Consider the following 16215-nt stretch of genomic DNA (forward strand, 5'->3'; position numbering starts at 1 on the left):
CCGGGGCCGGCCTCGGCGGTCCCGGATGCTGGCGCGCTGTTGTCGGTGCACGGCCTTACGGTGTGCACGTGACCAGCACCGCGCCCGCCGCCACGCGCGACGTCGACCAGTCCGCCGGCGCCTCGTCGGGCCCCAGCACCGGTGCCTGGCTGACGCTCGTGGCCACCCTGCTCGCCGTCTTCATGCAGCTCCTCGACGTCTCCATCGTCAACGTCGCGCTGCCGAGCATCGCGGCCGACCTGGGCGCGTCGTTCTCCTCGCTCCAGCTCGTCATCACCGCCTACACCCTCGCCTTCGCCTGCACCCTCATCACCGCCGCGCGCCTGGGCGACCTGTACGGCCGTCGCAAGGTCTTCCTGCTGGCGCTGGCCTCGTTCACCGGCGCCTCCATCCTGTGCGGGGTCTCGCAGACGTCCCTCCAGCTCGAGGGCGCCCGGGTCCTGCAGGGCTTCACGGCCGGCTTCATGGCCGCGCAGACCCTCGCGATCATCGCCACCACCTTCCCGCCCGCACAGCGCGGCCGGGTGTTCGGGATCTACGGCGCCACCATCGGCATGGCGACGATCCTCGGCCCCACCCTCGGTGGCGCCCTCATCTCGTGGAACGTGCTGGGCCTGCAGTGGCGGGCCATCTTCCTCGTCAACGTCCCCATCGGGATCGTCGCGCTGGTGTTCGGGTTCCGGAACCTGATGGACAGCCGCTCGGACAAGGCCCAGCGCCTCGACGTCCCGGGCGTCGTGCTCTCGGCGGTCGGGCTCTTCCTGCTCGTCTACCCGCTCGCCGAGGGGCGCGAGCGCGGGTGGCCGCTGTGGCTGGTGGCCATGGCGGTGGCGTCCGTGCCGGTGCTGGCAGCGTTCGTGCTCTACGAGAAGCGGCGCGGTGACCGCGACGACTCGCCGCTCATCGAGCTGTCGATCTTCACCGACCGGGCGTTCGCCGTGGGCAGCCTCATGGCGCTGCTGTTCTTCTCCGTGCTCATCACGTTCTTCTTCTCGGTCTCGCTCACCCTGCAGGCGGGCTTCGGCTTCACGGCCCTGCACTCCGGGCTGACCACGCTCCCCTTCGCGGTGGGGTCGGCGGTGCTCTCGGCATCGTCCAACAAGATCGCCCAGAAGCTCGGCAGCCTCGTGCTCCTGCTGGGCGCCGGCGTCCTCGCCGTCGCGCTCACGATCTTCGCGTTCGTGCTGGGCCAGGAGGGCACCACCCCGCACTGGCTGGTCCTGGCCGGGCCCCTGGTGCTCGCCGGTGCCGGGCTCGGCCTGTTCATCGCCCCGCTGCAGACGGTGATCCTCTCCGGGGTCAAGCAGGAGAACGCAGGCTCGGCCTCGGGGGTGCTGCCCACGTTCCAGCAGCTCGGCGGCTCGGTGGGCCTGGCCGCCCTGGGCGTGCTGTTCTTCACCCTCATCGGCAACGCCGCGCCCCAGTCCGCGACCGAGGTGCGTCCGGCCCTGGTCCAGCAGCTCGCGGCGGTCCCCGGGCTCCCGGCGGGCGCCCAGGCCCAGCTGGCCGACACGTTCAGCCGCTGCAGTGCCGAGCGCCTGGCCTCCTCGGACCCCTCGGCCACGCCCGCGGGCTGCGAGCCGCAGACCGTGCCCGCGGGAACACCGCCCGAGGTCGCCCAGGCCTTCCAGACCGCCGGCGGGCTCCTGGCCACAGCCGGCCAGGAGGTGGGCGGGCGCTCGTTCCTGTCCTCCCAGCAGCGCACCCTGTGGACGATGAGCGGCCTGCTCGTGGTCGTCATGGGTCTGGCCCTGCTCCTGCCGCGCCGCACCGAGGGCCACGGCGGCGGCGCCCCGGGGGCACCCGCCGGGCGTGCGGGCGACGGGGGTTCCGGCGGGAACCCCGGCGCTGGACACGCCAGCGCTGGACACCACGGCGCTGGACACCACGGCGCTGGACATCCCGGCGCTGGACACCCCGGCGACCCCCGGGACCAGGACTCGGCCGACGGCGAGCTCGGGGGCACGACCGCGCCGGACACCTCCGTCGAGCACCAGCGCGCGCACGGCACGACCGCGGAGCACGGCACCATCACGGCACCGGCCGGCGAGCACCGCGGCCGCCACGAGGCCTGATCCCCGGCCGCCACCTCGGGCGGTGCCGTCGACGGATCAGCTGCCGAAGGTGCGCTCGGCCACCGCCCGGGCCCGGCGGGTGACCTTCAAGTAGTGGTCCAGGAACGCGCCGCCGTCGCCGCCCGGCCAGCTCGCGGCGTGCGCCACCGCGGTCAGCAGGCGTCCGGGTGCGGGCAGCTGGTCGGTCGAGGTCCCCCGCACGAGCACGAGGGCGTTGCGGGCACGTGTCGCGGTGAGCCACGCCTCCGTCAGCGTCTCCGCGTCGGCGGCGCTCAGCAGCTCCGCCGCCCCGGCCGCGGTCAGCGCCTCCACCGTCGACGTCGTCCGCAGCTGGGGCACCCGCCAGGCGTGGCGCAGCTGCAGCAGCTGGGCCGTCCACTCCACGTCGGCCAGTCCACCCCGGCCCAGCTTGGTGTGGGTGGCCGGGTCGGCCCCGCGGGGCAGCCGCTCGGCGTCCACCCGAGCCTTGATCCGCCGGATCTCCCGCACGGCGTCGGGCCCGATGCCCCCCTCGGGGTAGCGAACCCCGTCGGCCAGCGCGGTGAACCGCTCCCCCAGCCCAGGATCGCCGGCCACCGGCCGCGCCCGCAGCAGCGCCTGGACCTCCCACGGCTGCGCCCACTGCGCGTAGTAGGCCTCGTAGGCCGTCAGGGTCCGCACCATGGGACCGCTGCGCCCCTCGGGCCGCAGACCCGTGTCCACCTCCAGCGGCGGATCCACGCTCGCCGCTCCGAGCAGCCGTCGGGCGCGCTCGGCCACGGTGGTGGCCCAGCGCACCGCGTCGTTCTCGGCCACGCCCTCGGCCGGGTCGCAGACGAACAGCACGTCCGCGTCGGAGCCGTAGCCGAGCTCGGCGCCTCCCAGCCGACCCATCCCGATCACGGCCAGCCGTCCCGGAGCGCCGCCGTCCACCGCGCGCGCGACCGCACCCACGGCGGCGTCGAGCACCGCGCTCCACACCGAGGACAGCGCCGCGCACACGTCCTGGACGTCGAGCATCCCGAGCAGGTCCGCCGAGGCCACCCGCGCGAGCTCGTGGCGGCGCAGCCCGCGGGCGGCGGCCACCGCCCGCTCCGGCTCCGGGTGCCGGGAGGAGCTGGCGCACAGGCCGAGGGCCACCTCCTGCGGGCCGGTCTGCACCAGGCGCGGTCCGCTCGCGGTGTCGCCCAGCTGTCGCACCACCTCCGGGGCGCGCAGCAGGAGCTCGGTGGCGTACACCGAGGTCCCCAGCACCCGCATGAGCCGCTGGGCCACCGCCGGCTCGTCGCGCATGGCCCGCAGGAACCACGCCGCGTCGCCCAGGGACTCCGACAACCGTCGGTAGGCCAGCAGCCCACCGTCCGGGTCGGGGGTGCCGCTGAGCCAGTCGAGCATCGTCGGGAGCAGCACGGCCTGCACCCGGTAGCGACGAGCAGCCCCGTTGGTGAGCGCCCGCAGGTGCTGCAGCGCCGTCTCCGGTGACCGGTAGCCCAGGGCGGCGAGCTGGCGGCGGGCGGAGTCCTCGCTGAGGTGCAGGGCGAGGCCCTCGCCACCGGCCACGGCGTCCAGCAGCGGGCGGTAGAACAGCTTCTCGTGCAGCCGCCGCACCCGGTGGGTGTTGCGCCGCAGCTCGGCCGTCAGCACCCCGGCCGCGTCGGCGTGCCCGTCGGGCCGCACGTGCGCCGCCCGGGCCAGCCAGCGCACCGCCGCGGTGTCGGCCGGATCGGGCAGCGTGTGGGTGCGGCGGAGCTTCTGCAGCTGGAGCCGGTGCTCGAGCAGCCGCAGGAACTCGTAGGACGCGGTGAGGTTCGCGGCGTCGTCGCGCCCGACGTAGCCGCCGTGGCTGAGGGCTCCGAGCGCGTCGACGGTGCTCGCCACGTGCAGCGCGTCGTCGTCGTGCCCGTGCACCAGCTGCAGCAGCTGGACGGCGAACTCGACGTCGCGCAGCCCGCCCCAGCCCAGCTTGAGCTCCCGCTCCCGCATCTCGGCGGGCACGCTGTCCTCCACCCGTCGACGCATCCGCTGGACCTCGGGCACGAAGTCCTCGCGCTCGCTCGCCGCCCACACCATGGGGGCGACGGCGTGCAGGTACTGCCAGCCCAGCTCGAGGTCACCGGCGAGCGGGCGGGCCTTGAGCAGGGCCTGGAACTCCCACGTCCTGGCCCAGCGCCGGTAGTAGGCCAGGTGCGACTCCAGCGTGCGCACGAGCGCCCCGGAGCGCCCCTCCGGCCGCAGGTTCGCGTCCACCTCGAACAGCGCCGCCCCCGCGATCCGCATCACCGCGCCGGCGAGCCGGGTGGCCTCGGCCTCCGCCGGCTCGGCGACGAACACCACGTCGACGTCGCTGACGTAGTTGAGCTCCCGCGCCCCGCACTTGCCCATCGCGATCACGGCGAGCCGCGCCGTCACCGGGGCGTCCGGGCTCACCTCGGCCACCGCCACGGCCAGGGCGGCGGTGAGCGCGGCGCCCGCGAGCTCGGACAGGTGCGCCGCGACCTCGACGTAGGGCAGCACCGGCTCGTCCTCGACGGTGGCGGCGAGGTCGCACGCCGCCAGGAGCAGCAGCTGGTCCCGGTAGGCCTGCCGGAGCACCAGCGTCGCACCCGGGCCCGTGGTGGTGGCCCGGTGCAGCTCGGTGCCGGGCTCGGGCTCCGCGCCGACGGACGCCAGCAGCCCGGCCGTCAGCTCGGCCGGGGTCGGCAGCGGCCCCGAGCGCGTCAGCAGGCGCCACGACGCCGGCGTGGCCACGAGGTGGTCGCCGAGCGCCTCCGAGGCCCCGAGCACCCCCAGCAGCCGCCCGCGCAGGCTCGTGTCGGTGCGCAGCCGCTCGTCGAGCTCGGCCCAGCCCTCACCCGCGCTCTCGGCCATCCGCACCAGGTTGCGCAGCGCGAGGTCCGGGTCGGCGCTGCGCGAGAGCGCCCACAGCAGCGGACCGTGCTCGTCGGTGCACCACCCCAGTGCGTCGAGCCACGTCCCGGCGGGGGGCTCCACGAGGCCGAGACGGCCAGGACCGGGCACGCTCGCGCGCCCGGAGGAACGGGTCACGGCTGCCCGTCCCCCACGAGCAGGTTGCGGCGCTCGGCCGGCGGGTGCTCGCACAGGCCCACGAAGCGCCGCGCGACGGGCTCCCACGTCTGCGCGAGGTCGACGTGGGCGCGCTCGAGGACCTCGACGGACCGCTCCGAGGAGGGGTGCTGCGAGCGGGGGACGAGGGCAGCCACCGCCGGCTCGTCGTCCATCCAGGCGCGCAGCACCTCCGGCGAGGTCTCGATGTGGAACTGCAGCCCCCACGCCGAGGGCCCCACCCGGAACGCCTGGTTCGTGCAGTGCGGGCTCACCGCGAGCAGCGTGGCGCCCGCGGGCAGCCGCGACACGTCGTCGGAGTGGAACTGCACCACGTCCGGCGTGAACGGGAGTTCGGCGAGCAGCGGGTCCTGCGCGGCGGCGTCCCGCTTGGCCACCAGGCGCACCCCGGCCTCGGGGCCCTGGGGCATGGTGCGCACGCTGCCGCCGCAGGCCAGCGCCAGCATCTGGGCGCCGAGGCAGATCGCGAGCACGGGCACCCGCTGCGCGACGGCCGCAGCCAGCACGGCCCGCACCGAGGGCAGCCACGGGTGCTCCGCGTCGTCGGCGGCGCCCATCTCCCCACCGAGGCACACCACCCCGTCGACCCCGGTCAGGTCGGCCGGCACCGCGTCGCCGACGAACGGCCGCACGAGGTGCAGCTGCGCACCGGCGCCGGTCAGCCATCCCTCGAGGGGTCCGAGCGGGTCGATCGCGGAGGGCTGCAGCACCAGCAGGGTGGTCACCGGCCGAGCCTAGGGCAGCGTCGCGGCGTCCCGGACGAGGCCGTGCACGATGGCGGCGCTGGAGAGGACGAGCGGCAGGCCGCCCCCCGGGTGGGCCGAGCCGCCCACGCAGTACAGACCGCAGACCCCGGTGCGGTTGGGCGCGCGCAGGAACGCCGCGACGGGCCCGTGGGAGGACGTCCCGTAGATGCTGCCGCCCGGCGCACCGGTGTCGCGCTCGAGGTCGGCGGGGGTGCGCACCCGCCGGAGGACCACTTCCCCCAGGTCGAGGCCGCGCCGCTGCGCGACCCCGAGGACGGCGTCGCCGTAGCGCCGCGCCAGCCCCGGCGCGTCCCAGTCCACCCCGCGCGCCGGATCGTGCCGCGCGGCGTTGACCAGGACGAACACCGCACGGTGGTCGTCGTCCGGCCGGGTGGTGGGATCGTCGGGGCAGGTGAGGTAGACGGCCGGGTCGGGGATCGGGCGGGGCGGACGACGACGGGTGCCGAAGACGCTGTCGAACTCGTCGTCGTAGCCGGCCGGGTACAGGACGGTGTGGTGGCCCAGCGGGCGCCCGTCCAGGGTCGGCACCCCGCGCACCCCCAGCAGGAGCACGAACCCCGACAGCGACGGGGTCGCGCGGTGCAGACGCGCGCGCAGAGCCACGGAGTGCCGGCGCGGCAGCAGGGCGATTGTGCTGCGCGCATCGACCGCGCTCACGACCACGTCGGCGGGCAGCCGCTCCCCGCCGGCCAGCACCACCGCGCGCACGGCACCGTCCGCGACGTCGACGTGGGCCACCGGGGTGCTCGTGCGCAGGTGGACGCCGAGCTCCTGGGCCCGCGCGGCGAGCACGTCGGAGATCCGGCGCAGCCCACCGGGCACGTGGTGCGCCCCGAACGCCTGCTCCACGTGCGGCACGGTCACCAGGGGCGCGGGCACCCGGCGCGGGTCCGAGCCGGTGTAGGTGGCGTAGCGGTCGAGCACCTGCCGCAGCCGCGGGTCGGCCAGGTGGCGCTCGCCGACCTGGCGGAGGCTGCGCCAGGGCGCGACGGTGGCCAGCGCCGGCAGCCGGGTGGCCTGCGCGAGCAGCTGCAGCGGGGTCAGCGGTCGCCGCAGGAACGGCTGCTCGACGACGTCGAACACCCGGGCGGCGTAGGCGCTCAGCGCGGCCCACTCGGCCCCGGCGGCCGGGCCCAGCTGCTCGCTGATCGCCGCCACCACGCGGTCGAGGGGTCCGTCGGGGACCACGAGGGTGCTGCCGTCGGCGAAGCGGTGGGTGAACGCGGGGTCCAGCCGGGTGGTGGGCAGCGGGGGCGCGCCGATCGCGTCCAGGGTGTCGGTGAGCAGCTGCGGCCAGGTGAGCAGGCTGGGGCCGGTGTCCCAGGTGAAGCCCTGCTCCGAGGCGGTGCCCAGCTTGCCGCCGACGGTGGGGGCGGACTCGCAGAGGGTGACCTCGTGCCCGTCCGAGGCCAGTCGCGCCGCGACGGCCAGACCACCGACTCCGGCCCCGACCACCACCACGCGCGCCACCTGGGCGACCCTAGGGCCGAACGGGACGGGCTACAGGCTGAGGTAGGTCTTAAGCTCGTAGGGCGTCACGTTGCGGCGGTAGTTGTCCCACTCGGCCCGCTTGTTGCGGAGGAAGAAGTCGAAGACGTGCTCGCCGAGCGCCTCGGCCACGAGCTCGGAGCTCTCCATGATGCGCAGGGCCTGGTCGAGGTTCTGCGGCAGCTCCTCGTACCCCATGGCCCGGCGCTCGGACCCCGTCAGGGCCCAGACGTCGTCCTCGGAGGCGGGCGGCAGCTCGTAGCCCTCGGCGATGCCCTTGAGCCCCGCGGCGAGCATCACCGCGAACGCGAGGTAGGGGTTGCAGGCCGAGTCGGGGGTCCGCACCTCGACGCGCCGCGAGGACGCCTTGCCCGGGGTGTACATGGGCACGCGGATGAGCGCGGAGCGGTTGGCCGCGCCCCAGGAGACGGCGGTGGGCGCCTCCCCCCCGGTGATCAGCCGCTTGTAGGAGTTCACCCACTGGTTGGTCACGGCGCTGATCTCGCACGCGTGCCGCAGGATCCCGGCGATGAAGGCCTTGCCGGTCGGCGAGAGCTGGTTGTCGTCGTCCGGGTCGTGGAAGGCGTTGGTGTCGCCCTCGAACAGGCTGATGTGCGTGTGCATCGCCGAGCCGGCCTGGTCGCTGAACGGCTTGGGCATGAACGACGCGCGCACACCCTCGTCGATCGCGACCTCCTTGACGAGGTAGCGGAAGGTCATCACGTTGTCGGCCATGCTCAGCGCGTCCGCGTAGCGCAGGTCGATCTCCTGCTGGCCCGGGGCGGCCTCGTGGTGGCTGAACTCCACCGAGATGGACATCGACTCGAGCGCGTCGATGGCGTGACGGCGGAAGTTCGGCGCCGTGTCGTTGACCGACTGGTCGAAGTAGCCCCCGGAGTCGGCCGGCGTCGGCACCGAGCCGTCGGTGGGGGTGTCCCGCAGCAGGAAGAACTCGATCTCGGGGTGGACGTAGCAGCTGAAGCCCATCTCGTTGGCCTTGTTCAGCTGGCGCCGCAGGACGTGCCGGGGGTCGGCCCAGGAGGGTGAGCCGTCCGGCATGACCACGTCGCAGAACATCCGCGCGGAGTGCTGCTTGCCGTCGGCGTCGACGAACGGGAGGACCTGGAACGTGGAGGGGTCCGGCTTCGCCACCGTGTCGGCCTCGCTCACCCGGGAGAAGCCCTCGATGGACGAACCGTCGAATCCGATGCCCTCGGCGAACGCGCCCTCGAGCTCGGCGGGTGCGATGGCGACGGACTTCAGGAAGCCGAGGACGTCGGTGAACCAGAGTCGGACGAAGCGGATGTCGCGCTCCTCCAGGGTGCGGAGGACGAACTCCTGCTGGCGGTCCATGCCGAGACCCTAGGCAGGGCCTGTTACATCCATGTTTCGCAGCCGGGCGCGATCAACAGGTGAGGCCCTCGGCGGGGACCGTGAGGTCGACGAGGTAGGCGTCCACCGCGTCGTCGATGCACGGGACCCCGCTCAGCGCGACGGTGTGCTGGTCGCCCCGGTAGGTGACCAGGCGGGCACCCAGCTGCGTCGCCAGCTGCACACCGGCCTGGTACGGCGTGGCCGGGTCTCCCGTGGTGGAGATGACGACCACCTGGGGCAGCCCGGTGACGACCGGCGTGTGCGGGGCACCCGAGGGGGGCACGGGCCAGAACGCGCAGACGTCGAGGGGGGCGTTGCCCGAGCCACGGCCGTCGTCGAGGAAGGGCGCGGCCTGCCGGTAGCGGGTCTCGGCGGTGTCGACCACCGTGCGGTCCGTGGTGGCCGGGGCGTCGACGCAGCGCACCGCGTTGAAGCCGTCCTGCTCGTTGGAGTACTTCCCGTTCGCGTCGCGACCCTCGTAGAGGTCGGCCAGCGCCAGCAGCGTGTCCCCGCGCCCACCCCGCAGCTGGGTGAGTCCCTGGGTCAGCGGCGGCCAGAGCTGCTGGGAGTACAGCGCCTGGATGGTGCCCGTGACCGCGTCGTCGTAGCTCAGTCCGCGGGGGTCGTCGGTGCGGGCCGAGGCGTCGATGAGCGGGCGCACGAGGGCCTGGAACGCGGCCGAGGCCCCGGCTGGATCGGTCCCCAGCGGGCAGCTGGCCTTCGTGGCGCAGTCGGCGGCGAAGGCGTCGAAGGCACCCTGGAAGCCCTTGCCCTGGCGGACCAGGGTCTCGACCGGGTCGGCCGACGGGTCGAGCGCACCGTCGAGGACCAGCGCGCGGACGTTCGCGGGGAACTTCTCGGCGTAGGCGGTGCCCAGGCTGGTGCCGTAGGAGAAGCCGAGGTAGGACAGCTTCTCGTCGCCGAGCACCGACCGCAGCACGTCCATGTCCTGGGCGGCGTCCACGGTGCCCACGTGGGCGAGCACGTCGGTGCCCACCCGGGTGGCGCACTTCGCGGCGTAGCCCTTCTCCTCGGACTCGGTCGCCGCGATGCCCGACGGGGAGGTGTCGACGTCGAGGTCCTGGCGCTCGGCGTCCGCCTCCGCGTCGGTGACGCAGTCCACCGCGGGCTCGGAGGACCCGATGCCCCGGGGGTCGAACCCGACGAGGTCGAAGCGCTCGCCGAGCGGGGTGCCGGCCACCGTGGACTTCAGGTTCGCGGCCAGGCTCATCCCCGAGCCGCCCGGCCCGCCCGGGTCCACCAGCAGGGAGCCGATGTGGTCGCCACTGGCCCTGATCCGCAGCACGGCCACCGAGATCGACGTCCCCGTGGGGGCCGCGTAGTCGAGGGGGACGGAGATGCGGGCGCAGTCGAAGTCCTTGTCGGCGTACAGGCTCGTGTCGTCGGCGGTGGTGGCGTAGCTGTCGCACGGCCCCCAGGTGATCGACTGGGAGTAGAACGACGCCAGGCCGGCGGGCACGGTCCCGGTGGCGGCGCCCCCTGCCGTCGCAGCGGTGTCCCCGCCCGGGCTGCTGCCGTCCGCGGTGGCCGATCCCGTCACCGAGCTCGAGCACGCGGCGAGCACGAGCAGCGCGGCGCCTGCGACGAGAAGGGCGTCGGCACGGCACTGTCGCATGGGCCGATGCTCCCACGGGGGCCCGTCAGGAGGGCGTCACGGCGGCCCGGCCGGTCTGCGGCAGGCCGTCGTAGCGAGCGTGCGCCGGGGTGGGCCCCGAGCAGGTCCTCGTCCCCGTCGTCGTCGACGGCCCAGTACTCCTGCACCCGCTCCCCGGCGACGACCTCGCGGAACCAGTAGCGCTCGTTGTCGGCCATGTGCCGCACCAGGCCGAGCAGCGACAGCGTCGACGGTGCGACGGCCGCCTCCCGGATGCGTACCGGACCAACGCCGGAGACCTTCTGCGCCAGCGTCTCCCGGTGGTAGTCCAGCCAGGCCGCCAGCATCGTCGTCTCGTCCGCCACCAGGGGCGGCGGGACCCGTTCCACGATCTGCTGTGACATGCCGCGCACGGTATCGCCGCGCTCCGGCAGAAGTGGCACGCTCCTCCCGTCACACCCCCACGTCCCGGGGACCCGACGAGGGCCTCGAGGAAAGGACGGACGACGATGTCCGAGTCAGCCCCCTACGGGAGCGCACCCGAGACCGCACCGGCGCCGCGACCGAAGACCCGCACCCACCACCTGCTCGCGAAGAAGAACGCCGGCGAGAAGTGGGCGATGCTCACCGCCTACGACTACTCCACCGCCCGCATCTTCGACGACGCCGGCATCCCCGTGCTGCTGGTGGGTGACTCCGCGGCGAACGTCGTCTACGGGTACGACACCACCGTCCCGGTCACGGTCGACGAGCTGCTGCCCCTCGTGCGCGGCGTCGTCCGCGGCGCTCCGCACGCCCTGGTCGTCGCCGACCTGCCCTTCGGCACCTACGAGGTCAGCCCCGAGCAGGCCGTGGCCACCGCGGTGCGCTTCCTCAAGGAGGGTCTCGCGCACGCCGTGAAGCTGGAGGGCGGAGAGCGCGTCGCCCCGCAGATCCGGGCGCTGACGGCGGCGGGCATCCCCGTCATGGCGCACATCGGCTTCACCCCGCAGAGCGTGAACAACCTGGGCGGTTTCCGCGTCCAGGGTCGCGGCGACGGGGCGGAGAGGCTCGTGCTCGACGCCGAGGCCGTGCAGGACGCGGGCGCGTTCAGCGTCGTGATGGAGATGGTGCCGGCCGAGCTCGCCGCGCAGGTCACCCACAAGCTCACCATCCCCACCATCGGGATCGGGGCCGGCGTGGAGTGCGACGGCCAGGTGCTGGTGTGGCAGGACATGGCCGGGCTGAGCCAGGGCAAGGCCGCGAAGTTCGTCAAGCGGTTCGCCGACGTCGGCGGTGAGCTGCGCCGCGCGGCCACCGACTACGCCGACGAGGTCCGCCGGGGCGCCTTCCCCGGCCCCGAGCACTCCTTCTGACCCTCCCCCCCTTCTCGCCAAGTGCGGGCTACTGGTCGTCATTCCCTCCCGAATGCGCGCCACGAGCCCGCACTTGGCGTTCGAGGGGCCCTGCTCGTGAGCGCCACCACAGACCGCTTGCGAAACTCAGAGGACACGTGTGCACTGAACACCGTCGCCGCCGGGAGAGCCGCTCGTTCTCCCCGGTAGGAGCCCTGCGCACCGTCGCACGGGGCCCACCGCACGAGGAGGAGCCCGACCGTGGTCAGACAGCTCGTCCGCACCCCGATCGGCGACGCCGTGCGCAGCGCCGCCAGCCGCATGACCACGCCGCTGCTGCCCGACGACTACCTGCACCTGCTCAACCCACTCTGGTCCGCGCGGGAGCTGCGGGGCCGGGTCGTCAAGGTCGTCCGCGAGACGGAGAACGCCGCCACGCTGGTGATCAAGCCGGGCTGGGGCTTCTCCTTCGACTACCGCGCCGGACAGTACGTCGGCATCGGGACGCAGCTCGACGGCCGCTGGCACTGGCGGTCCTACTCGCTGACCTCCGCCCCCGAGGCCGAGCAGGGCCACATCGCGATCACGGTCAAGGCCATGCCCGAGGGGTTCCTCTCCGGGCACCTGGTGAACGGGCTCGCTCCCGGCACCGTGGTGCGCCTGGCCGCCCCGCGCGGGGACTTCACCCTCCCCGAACCGCCACCGGCCGCGATCCTGTTCCTCACCGCCGGCAGCGGCATCACCCCCGTCATGGCGATGCTGCGCACCCTGGACCGCCGCGGCACCATGCCCGACGTCACCCTCGTGCACTCCGCACCCACCGCGTCCGACGTGCTGTTCGCCGAGGAGCTCGCCGCCCTGGTGCGGAAGCACCCGACGCTGCGCATGCACACCCAGCTGACCGAGACCGACGGCATCCTGTCCATGGACGAGCTCGGCGGCCCGTGCGCCGACTGGGCCGAGCGCGAGACCTGGGCGTGCGGTCCGCCCGCCATGCTCGACGGTGCCGAGCGGCTGTGGAAGGCCCGTGGGATCCCCGGCGCGCTCCACCTCGAGCGCTTCTCCGTGGAGCTCGCCGGGGCCGGTGGCGAGGGCGGCGAGGTCACCTTCGCCCGCACGGAGCGCACCGTCACCGCCGACGGGGCGACGACCCTGCTCGACGCGGGCGAGTCCGTCGGCGTGCAGATGCCCTTCGGCTGCCGGATGGGGATCTGCCAGAGCTGCGTGGTGCCGCTGCTGGCCGGCAACGTCCGCGACCTGCGCTCCGGCGTCCAGCACGCCGTGGGCGACCGGATCCAGACGTGCATCTCGGCCGCGGCCGGCGACTGCACGCTGGACCTCTGACCTGCACCGCGCGAGACCGACCACCCGACACCGACCACCCCGACACCCTCAGGAGACGCCGTGGCCATCACCGACATCAAGGAGTTCGCCCACCTCACCGAGGCCGATGTGGAGGCGCTGGGCCGCGAGCTCGACGCGATCCGCCGCGACGTCGAGGAGTCCCGGGGGGCCAAGGACGCCGCCTACATCCGCAAGGCCATCCAGCTGCAGCGGGGCCTCGCCGCCGCGGGCCGGGTCACGCTGTTCGCCAGCGCGTTCCCGCCGGCCTGGGTCGCGGGCACGGCCATGCTCGGGGCCGCCAAGATCATCGAGAACATGGAGCTCGGCCACAACGTCATCCACGGCCAGTGGGACTGGATGAACGACCCCGAGATCCACTCCAGCGCCTGGGAGTGGGACACCGCGTGCCCGTCCGAGCACTGGAAGCACTCCCACAACTACGTCCACCACAAGTACACCAACGTCGTCGGCAAGGACAAGGACGTCGGCTACGGCATCCTGCGGATGACCCGCGACCAGCCGTGGAGCCCGGCCAACCTCGGCCAGCCCGTCTACAACGCGGCGCTGGCGGCGTTCTTCCAGTACGGCGTGGCCCTGCACGACCTCGACGTCGAGGCCATCCGCAAGGGCGAGAAGAGCCTCGCCGGGACGGCGGCGCAGGCCAAGGTCGTCGGTCGCAAGATCGCGCGCCAGCTGACCAAGGACTACGTGGTCTTCCCGCTGCTCACCGGCCCCGCGTTCCTGTCGACCATCACCGCCAACGCGACGGCCAACCTCGTGCGCAACCTGTGGTCCTACGGCGTGATCTTCTGCGGCCACTTCCCCGACGGCGCCGAGAAGTTCACCGAGGCCGAGCTCGAGGGCGAGACGCCACCGGAGTGGTACCTGCGCCAGATGCTGGGCTCGGCCAACTTCACCGCCGGCCTGGTGATGGCCTTCCTCGCCGGCAACCTCTGCTACCAGATCGAGCACCACCTGTTCCCGGACCTGCCCAGCAACCGCTACGCGGAGATGTCCGTGCCCGTCCGCGCGCTGTGCGAGAAGTACGAGCTGCCCTACACCACGGGCCCGCTGTGGGCCCAGCTCCTCAAGGCGCAGCGCACCATCTGGAAGCTCTCCCTGCCCGACCGCTTCCTGCGCGCGAGCGCGGACAACGCACCGGAGACCGGGTCCGAGCGGGGAACCAGCGCACGACAGCGCATCGCCGAGACCGCCGCCCGGCGCGCCAGGGGCGGCTGGCGCTCGATCGTGGCCGCGTGACGGGCAGGATCGTTCCCGTGCCCACCACCGCCACCCTCGCCGCGACCGGACTGGTGGTCGGCACGGTGGCGGTGGCGGTGTCCCGGCGCCTGCGGCCCACCCCGCGACTCGGCGTCGACCTCGCCGACCCCCTGCTCCGCCCACCCGTCACCGCCCCCGAGGTCCGCACCGTCACCTCCGCCGACGGCACCGACCTGCACGTGGAGCTGCACGGCCCGGTCGACGCCCCCGCCCTGGTCCTGTCCCACGGCTGGACGTGCTCCACCCAGTACTGGAACCCGCAGGTGCACGCCTTCGCCGGCGCCCACCGCGTCATCACCTACGACCAGCGCGGGCACGGTCGCAGCGAGGCCTGGTCGGGCCGGTTGAGCCCCGACACGCTGGCCGAGGACCTCGCGGCGGTGCTGGAGGCGACCCTGGCGCCGGGACGGCGGGCGGTTCTCGTCGGCCACAGCATGGGCGCGATGAGCGTGGTGGCCTGGGCGGGGCGCCACCCCGAGCAGGTGCGCCGGCGGGTCGGTGCCGCCCTGCTCGCGAGCACCGCGGTGGACGGCCTCGTGGCGGGGTCGATGCTGTTCCGCCTGCCCACCGGCCACCCACGCCTGCTCACGGCCATCGGCAGGGCCGTGCTCACCGCACCAACGCCGGTGCTCGCGCCGTCCCCGCTGAGCCACCGGCTGATCCGGTACGCGGCGCTCTCGCCGTCGGCCACCGAGGACCAGGTCAGCTTCTGCGAGCAGATCGTGCTGGACTGCCCGCCCCGCGTGCGATCCGGGTGGGGCGACACCCTGCGCACCCTGGACCTGCGCGCGGCCGTCGCCTCGCTCACCGTGCCGACCACCGTCCTCGTGGGCACGGCGGACCGGTTGACGCCGCCGCCGCAGGCCCGCGCGCTGGCAGCCACCCTCCGCGAGCACGGCCACCTGGAGCGGCTCGTCGAGCTGCCGGGCGTCGGACACATGTCGACCGTCGAGGCCCCGGCGGCGGCGGACGCCGAGATCCGGCACCTGCTGGAGCTGTCCTAGGCGAGCTGGGCCCGCAGCAGCCCGTGCGCCTCCAGCAGCGACGGACCCCACCACGTGAGGTGACGGCCGGAGACCAGGGCGCTCGGCGTCCCGGGGAACGCCTCCGGCCCGTCGTCGGCGGTGAACCGGTACGGCTCGTCGGGCAGCACCACGAGCCGGGCGTCCTGCAGCTGGTCCAGGGGCGGGCGCGGGTAGCGCTCCGGGTCGGTGTCGAACACGTTGCCGACCCCGAGCCGGCGCAGCACGTCCCCGGAGAACGTGTCGCGCCCGAGCACGACCCACGGCCGGCGCCACACCGGGACCACGGCCCGCACCCGCTCGGCGGGCACGTCGGCCCACAGCTGCTCCGCCTCGGGCAGCCACCTCGGAACGGGGAGGTCCAGCACGACGAACACCTCGCGCAGCACGGCCAGGGCGTCGGGCACCGTCTCCGGGGCGGCGGTGACGTGCACCCGGACCCCTGCGGCGGCGATCGCGGCCACGTCCTGCTCGCGGTTCTCCTCGACGTTGGCGAGCACGAGGTCCGGCTCGCACGCGAGCACCGCTGCGACGTCGGGGTACTTCGAGCCGCCGACCCGCGCCACGTCCAGGCCCTCGGGGTGCACGCAGTAGTCGGTGGCGCCGACCAGGAACCCGGTGTGCGCCACGCTCTCCGTCAGCGACGGGACGAGGCTGACCAGTCGCACGCTCAGCGGTTCCAGTCGCGGTCCTGCTCGTCGGCCGAGGCGTTGCGGGCCTTCACGATCTCGAGGGCGTTGCGGGCGGTGGCCTCGTCCGGGTAGGGCCCGAGGCGGTCGAGACCACGGGACTCCTTGCCCTGGCGCACCGAGCCGTCAGCCGTGCAGAAGTACCAGTCGCCGTCGCTCATCC

13 protein-coding genes are annotated in these 16215 nt (G+C 74.0%); 5 read left to right on the forward strand and 8 right to left on the reverse strand.

Annotation, left to right across the window (positions count from 1 at the left end):
• Positions 1 to 68: 68 nt before the first annotated feature.
• Positions 69 to 2075 (forward strand): DHA2 family efflux MFS transporter permease subunit, encoded by a 2007-nt coding sequence (locus tag RHODO2019_RS10255; protein WP_265381706.1) that lies wholly within the window; start codon positions 69 to 71, stop codon positions 2073 to 2075.
• Between the two features lie 36 nt (positions 2076 to 2111).
• On the opposite strand, the gene RHODO2019_RS10260 is transcribed toward RHODO2019_RS10255, so the two are convergent.
• Genes RHODO2019_RS10260 through RHODO2019_RS10285 form a run of 6 tightly spaced genes read right to left on the reverse strand, consistent with a single transcriptional unit; the run spans position 2112 to position 10786 of the window.
• Positions 2112 to 5099, reverse strand: coding sequence for a bifunctional [glutamine synthetase] adenylyltransferase/[glutamine synthetase]-adenylyl-L-tyrosine phosphorylase (locus RHODO2019_RS10260; RefSeq protein WP_265381707.1), 2988 nt, complete (start codon positions 5097 to 5099; stop codon positions 2112 to 2114).
• The gene (locus RHODO2019_RS10265; RefSeq protein ID WP_265381708.1) at positions 5096 to 5863 is read right to left on the reverse strand and encodes a type 1 glutamine amidotransferase; all 768 of its coding nucleotides are present in this window, start codon (positions 5861 to 5863) and stop codon (positions 5096 to 5098) included. Before RHODO2019_RS10265 ends, RHODO2019_RS10260 begins: the two co-directional genes overlap by 4 nt.
• A 9-nt stretch (positions 5864 to 5872) precedes the next feature.
• On the reverse strand, positions 5873 to 7375 hold the full coding sequence (locus RHODO2019_RS10270) for a phytoene desaturase family protein (RefSeq protein ID WP_265381709.1): 1503 nt from the start codon (positions 7373 to 7375) through the stop codon (positions 5873 to 5875).
• Between the two features lie 30 nt (positions 7376 to 7405).
• The gene (glnA, locus tag RHODO2019_RS10275; RefSeq protein ID WP_265381710.1) at positions 7406 to 8746 is read right to left on the reverse strand and encodes a type I glutamate--ammonia ligase; all 1341 of its coding nucleotides are present in this window, start codon (positions 8744 to 8746) and stop codon (positions 7406 to 7408) included.
• A 52-nt stretch (positions 8747 to 8798) separates the two neighbouring features.
• Positions 8799 to 10403: an alpha/beta hydrolase gene (locus RHODO2019_RS10280; protein ID WP_265381711.1), complete on the reverse strand. Its 1605-nt coding sequence runs from the start codon at positions 10401 to 10403 to the stop codon at positions 8799 to 8801.
• A complete protein-coding gene (locus tag RHODO2019_RS10285) occupies positions 10325 to 10786 on the reverse strand; it encodes a mycothiol transferase (RefSeq protein ID WP_265381712.1) in 462 nt (153 codons plus the stop codon). Before RHODO2019_RS10285 ends, RHODO2019_RS10280 begins: the two co-directional genes overlap by 79 nt.
• 105 nt (positions 10787 to 10891) lie before the next feature.
• Between RHODO2019_RS10285 and panB the strand changes: the two genes are divergently transcribed.
• The 4 genes from panB to RHODO2019_RS10305 all read left to right on the forward strand — a co-directional run bounded on the left by panB (position 10892) and on the right by RHODO2019_RS10305 (position 15345).
• Positions 10892 to 11737, forward strand: coding sequence for a 3-methyl-2-oxobutanoate hydroxymethyltransferase (gene panB / locus RHODO2019_RS10290; RefSeq protein WP_265381713.1), 846 nt, complete (start codon positions 10892 to 10894; stop codon positions 11735 to 11737).
• Between the two features lie 300 nt (positions 11738 to 12037).
• Positions 12038 to 13060, forward strand: coding sequence for a ferredoxin reductase (locus tag RHODO2019_RS10295; RefSeq protein WP_290428901.1), 1023 nt, complete (start codon positions 12038 to 12040; stop codon positions 13058 to 13060).
• A gap of 60 nt (positions 13061 to 13120) precedes the next feature.
• Positions 13121 to 14320: a fatty acid desaturase family protein gene (locus RHODO2019_RS10300; protein ID WP_265381715.1), complete on the forward strand. Its 1200-nt coding sequence runs from the start codon at positions 13121 to 13123 to the stop codon at positions 14318 to 14320.
• A gap of 17 nt (positions 14321 to 14337) precedes the next feature.
• The gene (locus tag RHODO2019_RS10305; RefSeq protein ID WP_265381716.1) at positions 14338 to 15345 is read left to right on the forward strand and encodes an alpha/beta fold hydrolase; all 1008 of its coding nucleotides are present in this window, start codon (positions 14338 to 14340) and stop codon (positions 15343 to 15345) included.
• Here RHODO2019_RS10305 and RHODO2019_RS10310 read toward each other — a convergent pair.
• Positions 15342 to 16031, reverse strand: a complete 690-nt coding sequence (locus RHODO2019_RS10310; protein WP_265381717.1) for a helical backbone metal receptor — start codon at positions 16029 to 16031, stop codon at positions 15342 to 15344. The two genes, RHODO2019_RS10305 and RHODO2019_RS10310, sit on opposite strands and share 4 nt — an antisense overlap.
• Positions 16032 to 16033: 2 nt before the next feature.
• Positions 16034 to 16213 carry a hypothetical protein gene (locus RHODO2019_RS10315; RefSeq protein WP_265381718.1) on the reverse strand — a complete coding sequence of 60 codons (180 nt, stop codon included), beginning with the start codon at positions 16211 to 16213 and terminating at the stop codon, positions 16034 to 16036.
• Between the last annotated feature and the right edge of the window lie 2 nt (positions 16214 to 16215).

Source organism: Rhodococcus antarcticus (assembly GCF_026153295.1).
Lineage (GTDB): Bacteria > Actinomycetota > Actinomycetes > Mycobacteriales > Mycobacteriaceae > Rhodococcus_D > Rhodococcus_D antarcticus.

Bases quoted from the DNA above. Each gene is read 5' to 3' on its own strand.
- glnA (WP_265381710.1), bottom strand. From the start codon at position 8,746: ATGGACCGCCAGCAGGAGTTCGTCCTCCGCACCCTGGAGGAGCGCGAC.
- RHODO2019_RS10280 (WP_265381711.1), bottom strand. From the start codon at position 10,403: ATGCGACAGTGCCGTGCCGACGCCCTTCTCGTCGCAGGCGCCGCGCTG.
- RHODO2019_RS10285 (WP_265381712.1), bottom strand. From the start codon at position 10,786: ATGTCACAGCAGATCGTGGAACGGGTCCCGCCGCCCCTGGTGGCGGAC.
- panB (WP_265381713.1), top strand. From the start codon at position 10,892: ATGTCCGAGTCAGCCCCCTACGGGAGCGCACCCGAGACCGCACCGGCG.
- RHODO2019_RS10295 (WP_290428901.1), top strand. From the start codon at position 12,038: ATGACCACGCCGCTGCTGCCCGACGACTACCTGCACCTGCTCAACCCA.
- RHODO2019_RS10315 (WP_265381718.1), bottom strand. From the start codon at position 16,213: ATGAGCGACGGCGACTGGTACTTCTGCACGGCTGACGGCTCGGTGCGC.